The following is a 17,688-nucleotide window of genomic DNA, read 5'->3' as shown; positions in this document are numbered from 1 at the left end:
ACCCGACCGGGCCAACCCTCAGGGCCGGGCGCCTAAACCCGCACACCCCAACACACCACATGCCTTCTTTAATGTGGGGGGTTTGTGCCTATTCGTGTTCTAACCCGAAACGCCACTCACGACCCACGCGACCAAGAGCGTCAAACGGCGCGCACCACGGGCACGAGACTGGGCCAAGCGGGCTCGGCACCGGCGGGCGCGTCCCCGATCAGCTCGAGGACGTGCGCTAGCCGCCGCCGTCCGGTGACCCGGAGCAGTGCGTCTTCCCCCTTCTGCGCTTTGGCCGGCACACCCAGCCGGGCCAGCGCCGTGATCAGCCGCTCGTGCGTCTCCGGCGCCGCCGGATCGAGCGCGAGCAGGTAGCCGTTGCCCTGGGGGCTGCCCGCCGCGAGCGCCCACATCCTCAACATCGCCCCGTCGAGCCGGAAGCCCTCCGGCAGGACCTTCTCTTCACCACGGTTCCAGCGCTGCTCCAGCGGCAGCAGATCGACCCGGAACGGCGTTCTCACGAGCGGCCGCCCGCATTCGGCGGCCGAGACCTGCGCCTGGACGCCGCGCCGACGGCATTCCCTGGCGAGGGCACCCGCTCGCCACGGCTCGTCGACCACGGCCGACAACCGCGCGGCCGTCCGCCCGAAGCCCGTCATCCACCCGGGCCCGCACAGCACACCGGCGAGGTCGGCGAGCCCCGGCCCGCTCGCCTCCGCCGAGAAGAGCGAGATCGTCCCGTCCACTCGGACACAATAGAACACAAGTTCGACTCATGGCCAGTGATCGGCCGATGACTCAGCGAGGTTGTTTGACCAATTCCTGGCAAACCGGGATCCGGCTGCTGGCCGCGGCGAGCTGAGGCACGTCGTTAAGGCCCCTGAGAAGGTCAAGGCGGTCTAGTTCGTCGAGCGACGTCCTCGCGTCGCGAAGCGCGGCTTTCGTCGCTTCGGGGTCGGTTGAGGAGTCGAGACGGTGGCGGACGTCGTCGGCGCGAGCGCGGATGCCGCCGAGCTGGGCGACGGCGGCCGTCCGCGAGGTGTCTCCGCCGGCGACCGGGGCCGGGCCGAGGTTCTGGAGCGCGGCGGAGGTGCGATCCAGCCCGTCGACCACCGAGAGCATCAATTCGCTGGAAGTACGCGAAGCCTGCCGCGGTGTGCTCGGATCGACGCTGGGCAACGTCGCCAGCGTCCGGACGAGACCGCCGGCCGCGCCGCAGTACGCCTCCGCCCAAGCGGAAACGGGGTCGGCCTCCGACGCGCTGACCGTCGCGAGACCTTCTTGTCTGGCGTGGGAAGTCACCGCGGGCTCCTGCCCGCACCCGGCGAGGCCGAGTCCGATACCTGTTGCTAGCGCGGCAAGGACGGTGAACCGCGGCCGCACGAAAACACCTCCCGACCTGACGACTTCCCAGCTGGCCCCCGACGGTACCGATCCGCCGGGGCAATGCAAATCAACCTGGCGGAAAGAACGGTCAGGAAGGCAGCTTTTTGCAGTTCGGGGCCTGCGCGGCCAGTGTTTTCAACGAAACGTTCGTTTCCAGCTGCTGGAACGGGTCGGGCATGTCGTTGATGTGGGTACCGATTTGCCGGAAGGACGCCGCTGCGGCCGCCACGGCCCTCTTGTCGTCCTTCGGGGTGGCGTCGAGCGCGGCCTTCGCGGCGAGCACCTCGTCCCGGATCGGCGTCAGCGCTTCGACGATGCTCTTGCGCGCCGCGTCGGCCTCCGCGCTCGGTGCCTGGCCGAGCTTCCGCAGGCCGGTGACCGCGTTGTCGAAACCGGGCGCGAACACCCCGAAGGCCTCGTCCATCACCTTCCGCGCGGAGGCGACGTCCTCCTGCTCGAAGTCGGGCATCGTGAAATCGCCGATCTTGGCGAAGTCGATCAGCGAACCGCAGAAACCGTCCATCCAGGAAATCCCGGCCACGGGAGCGGGAGCAGAAGGCGAAGGGGCGGCCGCCTGCTCGGCGCCACCGCAGCCCGCCAGCAGGAGACCGGCGGCGAACAGGACGATCGAACGCCTCATGACAGGAACTCCCCCGGATCGGATCGGCGTGACGCGCAGAGATTAGCCCGCCCGGACAGCAGCCGGGCCCGCCACGGGAAATCGTGGCGGGCCCGGCGAAGGGAACTGTTCGGTGTTACGCCTTGGCTTCCGCGGGGCTGTCGGAAAGAACCGACTCGCGACGCTTGGAGACCACGATCGCCGCCACGATGATCGCGACGGCGACCAGCGAGATCGCGATGCGGATGCCGACGTTGGCGTCCGCGCCGATCGAGAACTGCACGACCGCCGGGGCGATCAGCACCGACACCAGGTTCATCACCTTGATCAGCGGGTTGATCGCCGGTCCGGCGGTGTCCTTGAACGGGTCACCCACGGTGTCACCGATGATGGTGGCCTCGTGCGCGTCCGAACCCTTGCCGCCGTGGCTTCCGTCCTCCACGAGCTTCTTCGCGTTGTCCCAGGCACCACCGGAGTTGGCGAGGAAGATCGCCATCAGGGTGCCGGAAGCGATCGCACCCGCCAGGTAACCGGCGAGCGCGCCGGTGCCGAGACCGAAGCCGACCGCGATCGGGGCGAAGACCGCGAGCAGACCGGGAGTGGTCAGCTCACGCAGCGAGTCGCGCGTGACGATGTCGACGACCCGGCCGTACTCGGGGCGGGTGGTGCCCTCCATGATCCCCGGGATGTCCCGGAACTGGCGGCGCACTTCGTAGACGACCGCGCCGGCGGCACGGGACACCGCGTTGACCGCGAGACCGGAGAACAGGAACACGACCGCCGCACCGATGATGACACCGACCAGGGTGTTCGGGCTGACCACTTCGTTGACGAAGAAGTTCAGCGCGGACGCGCTGGCCTGCGCCGCCTCCGGGATCGACTTCAGCGCCTTGCTGATCGCGTCCTGATAGGACCCGAACAGCGCCGTCGCCGCGAGGACCGCCGTGGCGATCGCGATGCCCTTGGTGATGGCCTTGGTGGTGTTGCCGACCGCGTCGAGCTCGGTGAGGATCTGCGCCGCGTCTTCGTCGACGTCGCCGGACATCTCCGCGATGCCCTGCGCGTTGTCCGAAATCGGGCCGAAGGTGTCCATCGCGACGATGACGCCGACCGTGGTGAGCAGACCGGTACCGGCCAGCGCCACGGCGAACAGGGCGACGCCGCCACCGAGCAGGTACGCGCCGAAGACGGCCGCGCTGATGACCAGCGCGGTGTACACGGCGGACTCGAACCCGACCGAGATACCGGCCAGGATCACCGTCGCCGCACCGGTTTCCGAAGACTTGCCGACCTCCTTGACCGGCTTGTGCTCGGTGCCGGTGTAGTAGCCGGTGAGCTTCAGGATGATCGCCGCGAGCACGATGCCGATGATCACCGCGATGGTCGCGATCAGCGCCGGGTTGCCGGGCTCGCTGGTGGCACCGCTGGTCAGCTCGGAGAACGAACCGGGCAGGTAGACGAACGCCGCGATCGTCGAGAGCACCGCGGAAATCCCCGCGGAGATGTAGAACGAGCGGTTGATCGTGACCAGACCGCCTTCGCCAGCCTTGGCCTTGGTGATGTAGACACCGATGACCGCGGTGATCACGCCGATGGCGGGAACGATGAGCGGGAAGATCAGGCCGTGCACGCCGAAGGCGGTGCTACCCAGGATCAGCGCCGCGACGAGCATGACCGCGTACGACTCGAAGAGGTCCGCCGCCATGCCGGCGCAGTCGCCCACGTTGTCACCGACGTTGTCGGCGATGGTGGCCGCGTTGCGCGGGTCGTCCTCGGGGATGCCCTGCTCGACCTTGCCGACCAGGTCCGCTCCGACGTCCGCGGCCTTGGTGAAGATACCGCCGCCGACACGCATGAACATCGCGATCAGCGCGGCACCGAAACCGAAGCCCTCCAACACCTTCGGGGCCTGTCCGGTGTAGACGAGGACGACCACCGCGGCGCCGAAGAGGCCGAGACCGACGGTGATCATGCCGACCACGCCACCGGTGCGGAAGGCCAGGCGCATCGCCTTTTCGCGGCCGCCTTCCTCCCGCGAAGCGGCCGCGACGCGCAGGTTCGCCTGCGTCGCCAGCCACATGCCGAGATAGCCGATCGCGAAGGAGAACCCAGCGCCGACCAAGAAGAAGATGGACCTGCCGATCTTTTCGTTCCAGTCATCGGCCGGCAAGGCGAAGAGCAACACGAACACGATTCCCCCGAAGATCACGAGGGTGTTGCGCTGCCGTTTGAGATAGGCAGCCGCGCCTTCCTGCACTGCCTTCGCGATGTCCTGCATCTTGGAGGTGCCCTGGCCCGCGGCCAAGACCTCCTTGAGCAGAACGTAGCCGATGACCAGTGCGGCAAGGGCGACCACGGCGATCACACCGACGATGGTGTAACCACCTCCGGAGAGCGTGAGTTCGCCCTCCGCGAGGAACTGCCGGGACATTCGTCCTCCTGGAGACGTCGCCGTTGGCCAACGACGATCCGCCGATGGAGCCGGCGTTCCGACGTTGGCATGGGGATCTGAGCCGAACGTCACGCTAGTCGCACTGCAAGGCACGTCTCACATGACGCTCGCCACAGACGGTGTGGATTGCGGGAGTGTATTGGTAGTGGGATGGCGGGCGGCAAGGCGTCCCTGCCACCGCACGTTCCGTAACCTTGTGAGTCTGGTCACTGTATCGATCATCGACGGCCCGATCCAGTGCCCGTTCCGTCCGGCGACGGCCCGTTTCTGTCGGTGCGCTGTGCGAAGCTTCCGAAGGTGGACGGCACGGCGGAATCCGGTAAGGGTCGGCGGCTTCTCGACCGCGCGACGGCGGGAATCCCGGCTTCGCTGTACCCGGTCACCCATGTGGCCGAGCTGCCGGCTCGCCCGGCGGATTCGGTGGACTGGCCGGAGTGGGCGGCGGTCCCGGTCGTCGAGGCGCTGAGAGCGAACGGCGTCAAGGCGCCGTGGCGGCATCAAGCGGAAGCCGCGTCGATCGTCCGCGACGGCCGGCATGTCGTGATCTCCACCGGCACGGCGTCGGGCAAGTCGCTCGCGTACCAGTTGCCGGTGCTCTCGGCGCTGGTCGAGGACGAGCGGGCCACGGCGCTGTACCTGTCGCCGACCAAGGCGCTGGGCGCCGACCAGTTACGCGCCGTGTCCTCTTTGGACATCAAGAAGGCGCGGGCGGCGTCGTTCGACGGCGACACCCCGCTGGAAGAGCGGGACTGGGTCCGCGCGCACGCGAACTGGGTGTTCACGAACCCGGACATGCTGCACCGCGGGATCCTCTCGTCGCACGCGCGCTGGTCCCGGTTCTTCCGGCGGCTCGCGTTCGTCGTGGTCGACGAATGCCACAGCTATCGCGGGGTCTTCGGTTCCCATGTGGCGCTGCTGCTGCGCAGGCTGCGAAGGGTCGCGGCGTACTACGGCGCTTCGCCGGTCTTCGTCCTCGCGTCCGCGACGACGGCGGACCCGGGCGCGTTCGCGTCGAAACTCACCGGAGAGGATTGTGTCCCGGTCACCGAGGACGGCTCGCCGCGAGGCGCCCGCACGGTCGCGTTGTGGGAACCCCCGCTGCTGTCGGAACTCTCGGGCGAGAACGGAGCGCCGGTGCGGCGCTCGGCGGGGGCCGAGGCGTCCCGGATCCTCGCCGAACTGGTCATCGAAGGCGCTCGCTCCTTGGCGTTCGTCCGGTCGCGGCGAGGCGCGGAGCTGACCGCGCTCGGCGCCCGGCGCATTCTGTCCGAAGTGGACGGTTCCTTGGCGGAATCCGTCGCCGCGTACCGTTCCGGCTACCTGCCGGAGGAGCGGCGCGCCCTCGAAGCGGCGTTGCTGTCCGGGCGGCTGCTCGGCGTCGCGACGACGAACGCGCTCGAGCTCGGCGTCGACATCGCCGGGCTGGACGCGGTGGTACTGGCCGGTTATCCGGGGACGCTCGCGTCGTTCTGGCAGCAGGCGGGCCGGGCCGGACGCGCGGGGGACGCGGCGCTGGTCGTGTTCGTGGCCCGGGACGATCCGCTGGACACCTATCTCGTCCACCATCCGGCCGCGATCCTGGACCGGCCAGTGGAAGCCGCCGTCCTCGACCCGTCGAATCCCTATGTCCTCGGGCCGCAATTGGCGTGCGCCATCGCCGAACTCCCGCTGACCGAGCCGGAGGTCGCGGCCTTCGGCGGCGACTCGGCGCGTGCCGTGCTCGCCGATCTGGTCAAGGAGAAGATCGTCCGGCGCCGCACGAGCGGCTGGTACTGGACCTCACGCGACCGGCCGCACGCCGAGGTCGGCATCCGCGGTTCCGGCGGCGAGCAGATCGCCGTGGTGGAAGCCGACTCGGGCCGCATGCTCGGCACCGTCGACCCGGGTTCCGCCTGCTATGCGGTACATCCCGGCGCGGTGTACCTGCACCAGGGTTCGTCGTATGTGGTCGACGAACTGGATCTGGAGACGGGTCTCGCGTTGGTGCACGCGGAGGATCCGGACTGGACCACGTCACCGCGCGAGATCGTCGACATCAGTGTGCTGCGCACCGAAGAGCGGAGCGTGCACGGCGGGGTCACGGTGAACCTCGGCGAGGTGTCGGTGAGTTCGCAGGTGGTCGGCTACTTGCGGAGACGTCCGTCGGGTGAGGTGCTGGACCAGACTCCGCTGGATCTGCCGGAGCAGAGCCTGCACACCCGCGCCGTCTGGTACACGATCTCGGCGGAGCTGCTCGGCACGTCCGATGGCGTGGCGGGGACCGGGGGCCATCGGACGGGGACCGAAGTTCTGGAGCCGGTGGGGACCGGAGGCTCCAGGATGGGGACCGGGGCACTTGGCGGAGCACCGGGGACGAGCGCCGAGTTGGATCCGGCGCGCGTCCCCGGTGCCCTGCATGCCGCCGAGCACGCGGCGATCGGCCTGCTACCGCTGTTCGCTACGTGCGACCGCTGGGACATTGGCGGGGTGTCGACCGCGTGGCACGAAGACACCGGGGAGGCGACGGTGTTCGTGCACGATGGCCATCCCGGGGGTGCGGGATTCGCCGACCGCGGATTTGCCGCGATTGTCCCTTGGCTGGCCGCAACGCGGGAGGCGATCGTCTCCTGCGAGTGCCCGGCCGGCTGCCCGTCCTGCGTCCAGTCGCCGAAGTGCGGGAACGGCAACGATCCGCTGGACAAGGCGGGGGCGGTGGCCGTTCTGGACACCGTGCTCGGGGCGTTGCGTCAGCACGGGTCCGTCTCCGGCCACCTGTTGGCTTGAAATTGTGGGTTGATCAGGCGGCGGTGCTCAGGGTCGCCACCGGGGCGACAGCCTGGTCACCGGCCAGCGCACGGACGAGCACGTCGTGCACCTCGGTGGCCTCGGGCAGCTGCCAGCCCCAGACCTCGGGCTTGACCCGCCAGTGCACGACACCGTGCTGGAACGGCGACGGGGGCAGCGGGATGTAGTCGTTCGCGCCGTGCCACTGGATCGAGGCGTGGTCGGCCAGTTCCCGCGGGATGCTCGTGGCGACGGTGGTCAGGAACAGCCAGCGGCCGTTCGGCATCGCGACGATCGGGGCGGGGTGGCCGGTGGCGCGCAGCAGGCGGGCGGCGGCCTTGCCGAGCTCGTCGTCGACCTCGATGGCGTCGAGCACGGTGCCGGTGGCCACGAGCAGGCTGTGGGTGTCGTCGCCGAACCAGGTGGCGACCTCGTGCGGGTGGGTCTCGAGCAGTTCACGCCAGTCGTCCTGGGCCGGGACGGGACGGCGCCAGGTGAGGTCGTCACCTTCCGCGGTGATCGCGGCGGGCTCCGCGCCCGGGAGCACCGGCCAGCCACGCCACGCGAGGCCGATCGCCTCCGCCCGCATTTCGATGCGGAAGGCGCCCCGCCAGCTGTCCGGCCAATTCGCGTCCAACATTACTGTCCCTGCCTCAGGTCAACTTTGTCCTGTGTGGTTCTGCGCCGCGTCACCCGGCGACCTTCTCGAGGTGGCGCACATCTCAATAAACGGCAAGTTGCACATCGGGAGAAGACCTCGCGCGACAACCGGCGGTTACTCAGCGATGAACGCGCGGTAGTGCGACCGGACGGACCGAACGCCGGACGTCCGATTAACGGGCGTGCACGACCGGTCCGGAGCCGTTCATCGCAGCCGACCTGGGCTTCCGGCCCGCGTGACGGCGCTCACGGTGAGCGGCGGGCGGCCGTTCGGCGGCGAGCTGATCATGGCTTCGACCGCTCGCCGTACGTCAACGACCGCTGCTCGCGCCCAGCGGTTACTCACGCGTACTACCGGCCGGTCGCCGCCGGGCGACCGTTCGTCGTGCGACGCGCGTCACGGTGGCCGGTCGACCGGCCCCGCCCTGGCCCGCGCCTCCGCCCGCCCGGTGACCGCCGGCTGTCCCGACGGCTCCGATCGCACCTCGACCAGGGCATCGCCGCGCTCCCACCGGCAGGTGAGCAGCGTGACCGACATCCGGGCGGCGACCTGTCTGGCCCGTTCGCAGGCCGCGCCGGGGCCGTCCGTCGCGTGCGAGGCTGCCGCGAGCGCGGCCAGATCGGCGGCGGCCTCCGCGCGGTGCCGGGTGGTGACGGCGGCGCCGATCCAGAAGACGAACGCCGCCGCGCCGACCAGGACGGCGACGATCGAGGCGGTCCATACGGTCGCGACGCCGCGATCGTCCGCGGTCATGGTCCGCTCCCGGGCTCGGCGACGGCGAAGGCGCGGGAGTTCAGCCGGATACCCGGCAGGAGCCCGGCCACCGGTTCGGCCTCGACGCCGACGGTGATCGCGTCGCCTTCGCGGACGACGTTCAGCCGTGCGCCCGACGGCGCGATCTCCCGCACCGCTTGTTCGGCACGGGCGGGCTGGCCGCGGGCGAGGAGCCTGGCCGCCTCGCGGGCCGCGTCGGTGCAGCGGAGCTGATCGGAGGCCACCCCGATCCCGGCGAACAACAGGGCCGAGACGAAGGTCAGCGCGCCGATGCCGAGCGCGGCCTCCACCGTGACGGAGCCTCGGTCGGCCATCAGGACTTCACCGACAAGGCCCGCTCGATGAGCGAGGTGAGCCCGGCGACGACGGCATCGCTGCTGAGGACCAGGTAGAGGACGGCCGCCAGCGCGGCGGCGGCCAAGGTGGCGATGGCGTACTCGACCGTCACCATGCCGTCGTCTTCGCGGAAGGTGGGGATCTTGGTCATGGGAATCGCCTTTCGATCAGAGGAAGTCGAGACGCCCGGCGAGGCCGAGCACGACGGGCAGGACGCCGAGGCAGAGGAACGCGGGGAGGAAGCACAGGCCGATCGGTGCCGCCAGCAGCACTCCGGCCCGTTCGGCGCGCTCCTCGGCTTCGGCGGAGAGCGACTCGCGCAGTCTTCGCGCGAGATCTTTCGAGTGCGTCGCGAGCGCGGTGCCCGCCCTCGCCGTGCGGACGGCGGCGACGGACAGTTCGGTGAGACCGGGCCGGTCGCGGACCGGGGCCCAGGCTTCCGCCGGCCCGATGCCCACGACGAGATGCGACGCCACCGAACGCAGCGCCGCCGCGGTCTCCGGTGACGCCGTCGGCACGACGGCTTCGAGCGCGACGGGTACCGGCAGCCCACCGGCCAGGCAGGCGGCCAGCAGGTCGAGGGTGGCCGCGGACCGGAGGAGTTCGGAGACTCCTTCGTCCCGGGACGATCGTTTCCGGAGCCACGTGAGGAGACGGCCCGGCCGCACGACGGTCCCTGCGGTGACACGCGGCCAGCAGAAGACGGCACCGCCCAGCAGGATCAGCGCGGCGCCGGTCAGCATGACGCCACCCGGCCGGTGAGCGCCCGGCACCAGGCCGTACCCGCCCAGATCAGCCCGCTGCCCACGACGAGCAGCAGCTGACCGGCGCCCGTCGCGGTGAGGACGTGGACCGGGCCCGCCCCCATCGCCTCGCCGAGCGGCAGGCACACCAGCGGGAGGACCGCGAGCACGGCGGCACTCGCCCGGGGGCCGGCCATCTTGGCTTTGAGACGGCGGCGGAAGCCGATCTCCGCCTCGGCGTCCCGGCGCGCGGCGTCGAGTACCTCGGCCATCGGAAGCCCGAACCGGTTCGCCAGCGTCCACGCGTTCACCAGGGCCGGTGGCGCGTCCGGATCGGCGGCGGTCTCACCACCGAGCCGGGCGGCCGCGATGAGTCCGCGCAGCCGCTCGGACGCCGCGGGTATCGCCTCCGCGGTGGCCTCGGCCGCCGTCACCGGATGGGCGCCCGCCCGGAGTTCACCGATCATGGTCCGCAGCACGGACGCGGTGAGTTCGGCTTCGGCCAGCGCCGCCTTCGCCCGTGCCCGCCACCGGTACTCCTGGCGGACGGCCGAGGTGAGCACGAGCGTCGCCACTGCCCAGCCGATTCCGAGGAGCGGCAAGACGAGCAACGCGGGCAGCGGCCACCAGCCCGCCCGCACGGCCCGGGGCAGACGCCAGGCGAACGGGGCGCGCGCCAGCGGCTTCGGCCAGCAGGCCAGCCCCGCGCCGCAGGAGAGAAGGAACCACGGGTTCATGCCGCCATCTCCTCGAACGGCGTCTCGTCGCCGATCCAGGTGCCCTTGGTCCAGACCGGAACGACCTTGGCCTCGCCTCGAAACGACCGGAGGACGCCGACCTCGTCCAGCCGCCGGATCCCGCTCGGCAGGCGGCGCATGTGCAGGACCACCCGCACCGCCGACGTCAGCTGGCTGTGCAGCGCGTCCCGTTTCAGCCCGCCGAGCGCGGCCAGCGCTTCCAACCGCGCGGGGACGTCCTGCGGTGAGTTGGCGTGCACGGTGCAGCCCCCGCCCTCGTGCCCGGTGTTCATGGCGTTGAGCAACGCGATGACCTCGCCACCGCGTACTTCGCCGACGACCAGCCGGTCCGGACGCATGCGCAACGCCTGCCGGACCAGTTCGCTCAGCCCGACCTCGCCCGCGCCCTCGACGTTGGCCGGGCGGGTGAGCAGGCTGACGAACCGCGGATGGTCCGGTTGCAGTTCTGCCGCGTCCTCGACGCAGACGATGCGTTCGGCCGGGGGCACCGCGCCGAGCAACGCGGAGAGCAGGGTCGTCTTGCCCGCCCCCGTCCCGCCGGAGACCAGGAACGCGAGCCGTCGCCGGATGACCGAGCCGAGCAGATCCGCGCCGCTGGTGCCGAACACCCCGCGCGACCGGAGCTCGGCGAGATCATGGGTGGCGGGCCGGAGAACGCGGAGCGAGAGGGTGGTTCCGGCGGGCGCGATCGGCGGGAGGACCGCGTGCATCCGGACCCGGCCTCGCGGCCCCACTCCCGGCAGCCAGCAGTCGGCGAACGGTTGAGCGTCGTCCAGCCGCCGACCGCCGGCGAGAGCGAGCCGCTGAGCCAGCCTTCGGACGGCTTCCTCGTCGGCGAAGCGGACGTCCGTCAGCTGGACGCCTTCACCGGAATCCGTCCAGACCTCGTCGGGTGCCGTGACGAAAACATCGGTGACTCCGGGCTTTTCGAGAAGCGGCGCCAGCGGGCCGGCTCCGACGAACTCGTCGCGGGCCAATCGCACCGCCCCGAGGACGGCCTCCTGACCGAGCGCGCCACCGGCTTCGGCGCGGACGGCCCGCGCGACGCTCACCGGATCCGCCGGGGCGGCGGATCCGGCCAGCCGTCGCCGGACCCGCTCGACCAGATCGTCGGTCATCGCGAGGCACCGGCCAGATTCCCGCGCGCGGCCGCGAGGACTTCGGTGGCGGCCGTGGCCAGGTGCCCCCGATGCCTCAGGACGAACTCACCGCGATCGAGAGCGGCCGAGAGGGACCGCTCGCGGCCCATCGAGGTGATGAGCGGAACGCCGACGGCGTCGGCGATCTCTTGCGGGATCAGCCCGGCTGGCGACGGCCCCCGTACCGCGACACCGATCCGTGACGCGTGGGGTTCGATCCTGGCGAGGACCTGTTTCGCCGCCGCGCAGGCGCGGAGTTCGGCGGGGACGACGACCACGACCAGATCGGCCAGCCCGATCACAGTGGCCGTCTCGGCGCCGAAATACCTCGGCAGATCACAGACGACCGTCCGCCCCGCCCGGCGTCCGGCGCACAGCACGCCCTCGATCGCGTCGGGCCCAGGGCCGCGTCCTTCCCTGCCATAGGACACAAAGGACAGTGAGCCGGTCGCGTACTTCTTTCGCGGCAAGGCTTCGCTCAACGCGGCCATGGACACCCTGCCGCCGAGGTCGAGCTCCGGCCAGCGCGGCCCGCGATCGCGTTCGGCGGCGAGGAGGACGTCGACGCCGCCGCCGAGCGGATCGCAGTCGACGAGCAGCCCGCCGGCGCCGGATTTCTCCGCCCGGTACGCGACGGCGGCCGACAGCACGGAAGCCCCGGCCCCGCCTCGCCCGCCGATGATCCCGATGACGACTCCGTCGTCCCGTGCCGGCCCGTCGACGACGTCGGCGAACTCGCCGATGAGGTCGCTTTCCTCGTCCGGCAGCGAAAGGACCTTCTCCGACCCCGTGTTGACGGCGCGCTCCCACGTCACCGGGGTCGGCGCGCCCTTGCAAACAAGGAGGACCTTGTTCCGCCGCAGCAGCCGGTTCGGCGCGCTCGCGGCCTCCTCGTCGAGCACCACGAGCGGGGCGCGGGCCCATCTCCCGCGCGCGGCGGCCAGATCGGGCGCTCGTTCGACCTCGCAGCCCGCGGCCGCCGCCACGCGCAGGATCTCGTCGAGCAGGATGTCGTCTCCGGCGACGACGAGCGGATGTTCCGCGGTCATGACTCCCCCAGTGATTCGGTCGGACTCGGGTGATGACTCCACGGTCGCGCCGGTCCGTGCCGCGCACAACGCCATTCCGTCCCGCCTGTGGACAACCGGGGTGTTGTGGACAACTCCGCCGCGGGAAACCGGTTTCCGGCGTTTCCGTCGGACCTTTCCGCTACGCATCTCCGGCTCGGTATTCCAATCGGAGGAGGGCACGAAGAAGCGTTGCGAGAAAAGAAACTTAACGAACTCTGGCCGATTAGGCCTTGCCCTGTCGAGGTTTCCGCCGCCGATAAGGTCTGAACCATTGGCACGGCAGGGAAATAGGAGGCGGCCCTCGCCAGGGGGGAGGGACGAGGGCCGCCTGGGGTTCAGCCCCGGGGGGTCGGACTGAACCGAGGCCCGGCGCAAAGACCGGACAATCTCACTGTAACTCCGATACCGGCCCGTTGCGGGCGGCGCCGGTACCCACAATTCGATAACGGCGCGACGCGCCGGATCGGGTACGCGGTCGTGAATTTTTCCACCGTCGTATCCCGATCGTGGTCGACCAACGGGCGCCCGGCCGCCCGGCTCTCCTATCCTTGGCGAGTGGACCGACCCAGCACGACGCCGAGCCAGGTCGCGGCGTTCTTCGATCTCGACAAGACGATCATCGCGTCATCGAGCGCGTTGGCCTTCAGCAAGCCGCTTTTGCGCGAAGGCCTGATCAATCGCCGAGCCGCGCTTCGCAGTGCGTACGCCCAGCTCGTCTTCTCCCTCGCGGGCGCGGACGCGGCGAAGACCGAACGGATGCGAGCCGAGGTTTCCGCGCTGTGCACCGGATGGGACGTCGCGCAGGTGTCCGCGATCGTCCGCGAAACGCTGCACGACGTCGTCGATCCGCTCGTGTACGCGGAGGCGGCGGAACTGATCTCTTCGCATCGCGCGGACGGGCACGACGTCGTGGTCCTGTCGGCGACCGGCGAGGAGGTCGTCGCGCCGGTCGCCGAAATGCTCGGCGCGACGCGCAGCGTGGCCACCCGGATGCAGATCGTGGACGGCCGGTACTCGGGCGAAGTCGATTTCTACTGCTACGGCGAGAACAAGGCCGTCGCCGCGAAGGAACTCGCGGCGACCTACGGCTACGATCTCACCCAGTGCCACGCGTACACCGACTCGAGCACCGACATCCCGCTCCTCGAAGTCGTCGGACGGCCGCACGCGGTCAACCCCGACCGCGTCCTGCGCAAGCACGCGACGGAACAAGGCTGGGAGATCCTCGCGTTCGAACACCCGATGTCGCTGCGCACCCGGATCCCGGCGCGGTCGGCGGGCCTGGTGGCGCTCGGCGCCTTCGCCGCGGGGGCCACCTGGTACGGCTACAACCGGCGCAAACGCACCCGCTGAACGCATACCCCACACGGCGGTACCCGGCCCGTTTTCGCAGCCAGGGCCGCGAATTGTCCGTCGCGGAGGGTGTCCGTGTCACTAGATCGAGCCTCTGTACCGGTGCACCCGTCTGCGCACTTGAAGTGACCCGGCTCACGGCGTAGAAAGTAGGTGCGGACGTTCGGTCGGCCAGGGAACAGGTAGAAGAGAAGCCTGTTCCACCCCGGCGAATCTCCGTGTGCGGACACCGGGTACCCACGCGCAGCGCGCCGCGGGAGGCTCGTCGTCTAGGGACTGCGTACCGGGACGCCGGACGCCGAGTCCATGAAGGTACGACCAGAGTTGCACGCTTGGTCGCCCGAGTGGTCCGCACTGACTGGCGGCGCCCGCCGGCTTCTTGCCGCCGGGCGCCGCCAGTGTTTTGCCCACGTTTTCAAGCGTGACAGGCCCCTTCGCGTCCCTTTGTGTATGAACGGACCGTTCGTGCGGGTGGCCGATGGACAAGCAAAGTGCTCGTGGGTAGCTTCCGGATATCAGTGCTTCCAGGTGGACTTCTTTCCACCTGTGAGTCAGGCACGAATCTGGGAGGCTTGAGGTGACGACCCGAACCGCGCACGCCCGTCATCGGAGGATCCATGCGCTCGCCCTGCCCCTCGCGGGTCTGCTCACGCTGGGTGTCGCGGGTGTTCCGGCCACCGCGCAGCCGGTGACGGCGGACGCGGAGGCGCAGCGCGCGCTGCGCGGGTTGACCCTGGAACAGAAGGTCGGGCAGCTCTTCGTCACGTGGGTGAACGGGAAGTCCGCCGACGAGGTCAACGCCAAGAACAAGGCCGACTTCGGGGTGGACACCCCCGCGCAGGTGATCGAGAAGTACCACCTGGGCGGCGTCATCTACTTCAACAACGACAGCCGCGACAACTTCGACGACCCGGTACAGGTCGCCAAGCTGTCGAACGGGCTCCAGCGGGCCGCCCTCCGCAGCGGCGCCCGCATCCCGCTGCAGATCGCGACCGACCAGGAAGGCGGCACGGTCACCCGGATGGGGGCCCCCGCCACCGAACTGCCCAACGCGATGGCGATCTCGGCGGGCCGCGACACCAAGGCCGCGCAGGAGGCCGCCCGGATCCTCGGGCACGAGCTGCGCGCCGTCGGCATCAACCAGGACTTCGCCCCCGACGCTGACGTGAACTCCAACCCGGCGAACCCGGTGATCGGCGTCCGTTCCTTCTCCGGCCGCCCGGAGCTGGCGAGCCAGTTCGTCGAAGCCCAGGTCAAGGGCTTCCAGAACTCCGGGCGGCGCTCCGAGACGGTGTCCGCCGCCGCGAAGCACTTCCCCGGCCACGGCGACGCGGCCACCGACAGTCACCTCGAGCTGCCCAGGATCGACCGGAGCGAGGCCAGCTGGCGCGAGACGGACGTGCCGCCGTTCAAGGCCGCCATCAAGGCGGGCATCGACTCGATCATGAGCGCGCACATCCAGTTCCCCAGCCTCGACCCGTCGGGCGAGCCCGCCACGCTGTCGAAGCCGATCCTCACCGGCAAGCTGCGCGAGGAGCTCGGATACCGCGGAGTCGTCGTCACCGACTCCCTCTCGATGGACGCGGTGCGCGAGATGCACAGCGACGCGGAGATCCCGGTGCTGGCCCTCAAGGCGGGTATCGACCAGCTACTCATGCCGGTGAACCTCGAACTCGCCATCAACTCGGTGCTCGACGCCGTCCGCAAGGGTGAGCTGACCGAGCGGCGGATCGACGAGAGCGTCCTGCGGGTACTGAAGCTCAAGCTGAACCGGGGCATCCTGACCTCGCCGTTCGTCGACCCGGCCAAGGTGATGTCGAAGGTCGGGGTCCCGGCCAACCTCGCGACCGCGCAGGGCATCGCCGACCGGTCGGTCACCGCGATCCGCAACGACGGCGGCGTCCTGCCGCTCAAGCAGCAGCCCGCGAAAACGCTCGTGACCGGCTGGGGCGCGACCACGACGACGTCGCTGGCCGCGAAGCTCACCGCGCACGGCACGAGCGCGACCGCGCTGCAGACCGGCCAGACGCCGACCGACGCGCAGATCTCACAAGCCGTCGCGGCGGCCAAGGACGTCGACCTCGTCGTCGTGCTGACCAACAACGTCGGCACGTATCCGTTGCAGGGCAAGCTGTTGCAGGCGCTGGCCGACACCGGCAAGCCCGTCGTCGCGGTCGCCGCCCAGATCCCCTACGACGCCGGCTACGAGAACCCGATCAAGACGTGGCTCGCCACGTACGGCTACATCACGCCTTCGCTCGAGGCGCTGGCGAAGGTGATCCTCGGGAAGGTGAAGCCGCAGGGCAAGCTGCCGGTCGACGTTCCCGCGGGCAAGGACGTGGGCACGGTGAAATACCCCTTCGGCCACGGGCTGACCTGGTGAACCTCAACCGCCGCCACTTCCTCGCCACCGGCGCGCTCGCGGTCCCCGCGCTGACGGCCGGGTCCGCGGTGGCCCAGCCGGAAAGCGAGAGCAAAGGTCCCCCGCTCACCCGCACCGGAGCGGAGGTGCTCGCCGCCAAGGGCTGGGCGCCGCTGTCCGGCCGCAAGCTCGGCGTGCTGTCGAATCCGACGGGTGTCCTGGCGAGCGGCGACCACATCGTCGACTCGATGGTCGCCGCCGGGGTCCGGCCGCTCGCCGCGTTCGGGCCGGAGCACGGTTTCCGCGGCAGCGCGCAGGCAGGCGGCTCCGAAGGCGACTACACCGATCCGCGCACCGGCGTGCCGGTGTACGACGCGTACGGCGCCGACGCGACGAAGCTCGCCGGGATGTTCACGAAGGCGGGCGTCGACACCGTCGTCTTCGACATCGCCGATGTCGGCGCGCGGTTCTACACCTACATCTGGTCGCTGTACACGGCGATGGTCGCGGCGGCGAAGGCCGGCGCGGCGGTCGTCGTGCTGGACCGGCCGAATCCGCTGGGCGGCAAGGCCGCCGGGCCGATGCTGGACCCGGCGTTCGCGTCGGGCGTCGGCCGGAAGCCGATCGTGCAGCAGCACGGCATGACCGTCGGCGAGCTCGCGCGGTTCTTCGCGGCCGAGTTCCTGCCGGCCGAGGGCGTCACGCCGGGCAAGCTCGAAATCGTCGAAGTGCGCGACTGGCGACGCGATCAGCTCTTCGACCGCACCGGGCTGACCTGGGTCCCGCCGAGCCCGAACATGCCGACCCCGGACACCGCGCTCGTCTATCCCGGCACCGGGATGTTCGAGGGCACCGTGTTCTCCGAAGGCCGCGGCACCACCAGGCCGTTCGAGATCATCGGCGCGCCAGGCCTCGACTGGCGCTGGCGGGAGAACCTCGGCGAACTGCGGCTTCCCGGCGTGAAGTTCCGTGAGGCGTACTTCGTGCCGACGTTCGGCAAGTTCGTCAACGAGCCCTGCGGCGGCGTGCAGGTGACGATCACCGATCCGCGGGCGTTCGACGCCATCCGCACCGCGGTCACCATGTTCGTCACCGCGAAACAGGTGCACCCGGACAAGTTCAAGTGGCGACCCGACAACTTCCTCGACAAGCTCTCCGGCTCCGACAGGCTGCGCACGATGGTCGACAAGGGCGCGGGAGCGGACGAGATCGTCGGGTCCTGGCAGGCGGAACTGGCCGAGTTCGACCGGAAACGCCGTCGCCATCTCATCTATCGCTGAGGGG

16 protein-coding genes are annotated in these 17,688 nt (G+C 70.2%); 4 read left to right on the top strand and 12 right to left on the bottom strand.

All coding sequences use genetic code 11. The features are described 5' to 3' along the window. Positions 1–140: 140 nt before the first annotated feature. The 4 genes from ACIRGA_RS13375 to ACIRGA_RS13360 form a co-directional block, all read right to left on the bottom strand. Entirely contained in the window at positions 141–752 is a 612-nt protein-coding gene (locus ACIRGA_RS13375) for a hypothetical protein (RefSeq protein WP_400940321.1), read from the bottom strand. Positions 753–786: 34 nt separating this feature from the next. After that, positions 787–1,371, bottom strand: coding sequence for a hypothetical protein (locus tag ACIRGA_RS13370; RefSeq protein ID WP_400940319.1), 585 nt, complete (start codon positions 1,369–1,371; stop codon positions 787–789). Positions 1,372–1,462: 91 nt separating this feature from the next. Then, positions 1,463–2,014 carry a hypothetical protein gene (locus ACIRGA_RS13365; RefSeq protein ID WP_400940317.1) on the bottom strand — a complete coding sequence of 184 codons (552 nt, stop codon included), beginning with the start codon at positions 2,012–2,014 and terminating at the stop codon, positions 1,463–1,465. Positions 2,015–2,129: 115 nt separating this feature from the next. Then, entirely contained in the window at positions 2,130–4,424 is a 2,295-nt protein-coding gene (locus ACIRGA_RS13360; protein WP_400940314.1) for a sodium-translocating pyrophosphatase, read from the bottom strand. Positions 4,425–4,742: 318 nt separating this feature from the next. On the opposite strand from ACIRGA_RS13360, the gene ACIRGA_RS13355 reads away from it, so the two are divergent. After that, positions 4,743–7,208: a DEAD/DEAH box helicase gene (locus tag ACIRGA_RS13355; protein WP_400940312.1), complete on the top strand. Its 2,466-nt coding sequence runs from the start codon at positions 4,743–4,745 to the stop codon at positions 7,206–7,208. A gap of 13 nt (positions 7,209–7,221) precedes the next feature. On the opposite strand, the gene ACIRGA_RS13350 is transcribed toward ACIRGA_RS13355, so the two are convergent. The 8 genes from ACIRGA_RS13350 to ssd form a co-directional block, all read right to left on the bottom strand. Further along, entirely contained in the window at positions 7,222–7,848 is a 627-nt protein-coding gene (locus ACIRGA_RS13350) for a bifunctional DNA primase/polymerase (RefSeq protein ID WP_400940310.1), read from the bottom strand. A gap of 417 nt (positions 7,849–8,265) precedes the next feature. Beyond that, on the bottom strand, positions 8,266–8,622 hold the full coding sequence (locus ACIRGA_RS13345) for an Rv3654c family TadE-like protein (protein ID WP_400940309.1): 357 nt from the start codon (positions 8,620–8,622) through the stop codon (positions 8,266–8,268). After that, the gene (locus ACIRGA_RS13340) at positions 8,619–8,957 is read right to left on the bottom strand and encodes a TadE family type IV pilus minor pilin (protein WP_400940308.1); all 339 of its coding nucleotides are present in this window, start codon (positions 8,955–8,957) and stop codon (positions 8,619–8,621) included. Before ACIRGA_RS13340 ends, ACIRGA_RS13345 begins: the two co-directional genes overlap by 4 nt. Then, the gene (locus ACIRGA_RS13335; RefSeq protein WP_400940306.1) at positions 8,957–9,130 is read right to left on the bottom strand and encodes a DUF4244 domain-containing protein; all 174 of its coding nucleotides are present in this window, start codon (positions 9,128–9,130) and stop codon (positions 8,957–8,959) included. The genes ACIRGA_RS13340 and ACIRGA_RS13335 overlap by 1 nt, the downstream gene beginning before the upstream one ends. A 16-nt stretch (positions 9,131–9,146) precedes the next feature. Beyond that, positions 9,147–9,722 (bottom strand): type II secretion system F family protein, encoded by a 576-nt coding sequence (locus ACIRGA_RS13330; RefSeq protein WP_400940303.1) that lies wholly within the window; start codon positions 9,720–9,722, stop codon positions 9,147–9,149. Beyond that, positions 9,716–10,459 carry a type II secretion system F family protein gene (locus ACIRGA_RS13325; protein ID WP_400940300.1) on the bottom strand — a complete coding sequence of 248 codons (744 nt, stop codon included), beginning with the start codon at positions 10,457–10,459 and terminating at the stop codon, positions 9,716–9,718. The genes ACIRGA_RS13330 and ACIRGA_RS13325 overlap by 7 nt, the downstream gene beginning before the upstream one ends. Continuing rightward, positions 10,456–11,598 carry a TadA family conjugal transfer-associated ATPase gene (locus ACIRGA_RS13320; RefSeq protein WP_400940298.1) on the bottom strand — a complete coding sequence of 381 codons (1,143 nt, stop codon included), beginning with the start codon at positions 11,596–11,598 and terminating at the stop codon, positions 10,456–10,458. The genes ACIRGA_RS13325 and ACIRGA_RS13320 overlap by 4 nt, the downstream gene beginning before the upstream one ends. Then, positions 11,595–12,668, bottom strand: a complete 1,074-nt coding sequence (gene ssd, locus ACIRGA_RS13315) for a septum site-determining protein Ssd (protein ID WP_400940296.1) — start codon at positions 12,666–12,668, stop codon at positions 11,595–11,597. The genes ACIRGA_RS13320 and ssd overlap by 4 nt, the downstream gene beginning before the upstream one ends. A 576-nt stretch (positions 12,669–13,244) precedes the next feature. Between ssd and ACIRGA_RS13310 the strand changes: the two genes are divergently transcribed. The 3 genes from ACIRGA_RS13310 to ACIRGA_RS13300 all read left to right on the top strand — a co-directional run bounded on the left by ACIRGA_RS13310 (position 13,245) and on the right by ACIRGA_RS13300 (position 17,684). Next, positions 13,245–14,042, top strand: a complete 798-nt coding sequence (locus ACIRGA_RS13310) for an HAD family hydrolase (RefSeq protein WP_400940293.1) — start codon at positions 13,245–13,247, stop codon at positions 14,040–14,042. Between the two features lie 577 nt (positions 14,043–14,619). Then, the gene (locus ACIRGA_RS13305) at positions 14,620–16,425 is read left to right on the top strand and encodes a glycoside hydrolase family 3 protein (protein WP_400940291.1); all 1,806 of its coding nucleotides are present in this window, start codon (positions 14,620–14,622) and stop codon (positions 16,423–16,425) included. After that, positions 16,422–17,684 carry an exo-beta-N-acetylmuramidase NamZ domain-containing protein gene (locus tag ACIRGA_RS13300; RefSeq protein WP_400940289.1) on the top strand — a complete coding sequence of 421 codons (1,263 nt, stop codon included), beginning with the start codon at positions 16,422–16,424 and terminating at the stop codon, positions 17,682–17,684. The genes ACIRGA_RS13305 and ACIRGA_RS13300 overlap by 4 nt, the downstream gene beginning before the upstream one ends. The last annotated feature ends 4 nt before the right edge of the window (positions 17,685–17,688 follow it).

It is taken from the genome of Amycolatopsis sp. NPDC102389, from assembly GCF_044765885.1.
Lineage (GTDB): Bacteria > Actinomycetota > Actinomycetes > Mycobacteriales > Pseudonocardiaceae > Amycolatopsis.
The sequence above is the reverse complement of the archived record's forward strand: the minus strand, read 5'-3'. Positions and strand labels throughout refer to the sequence as shown.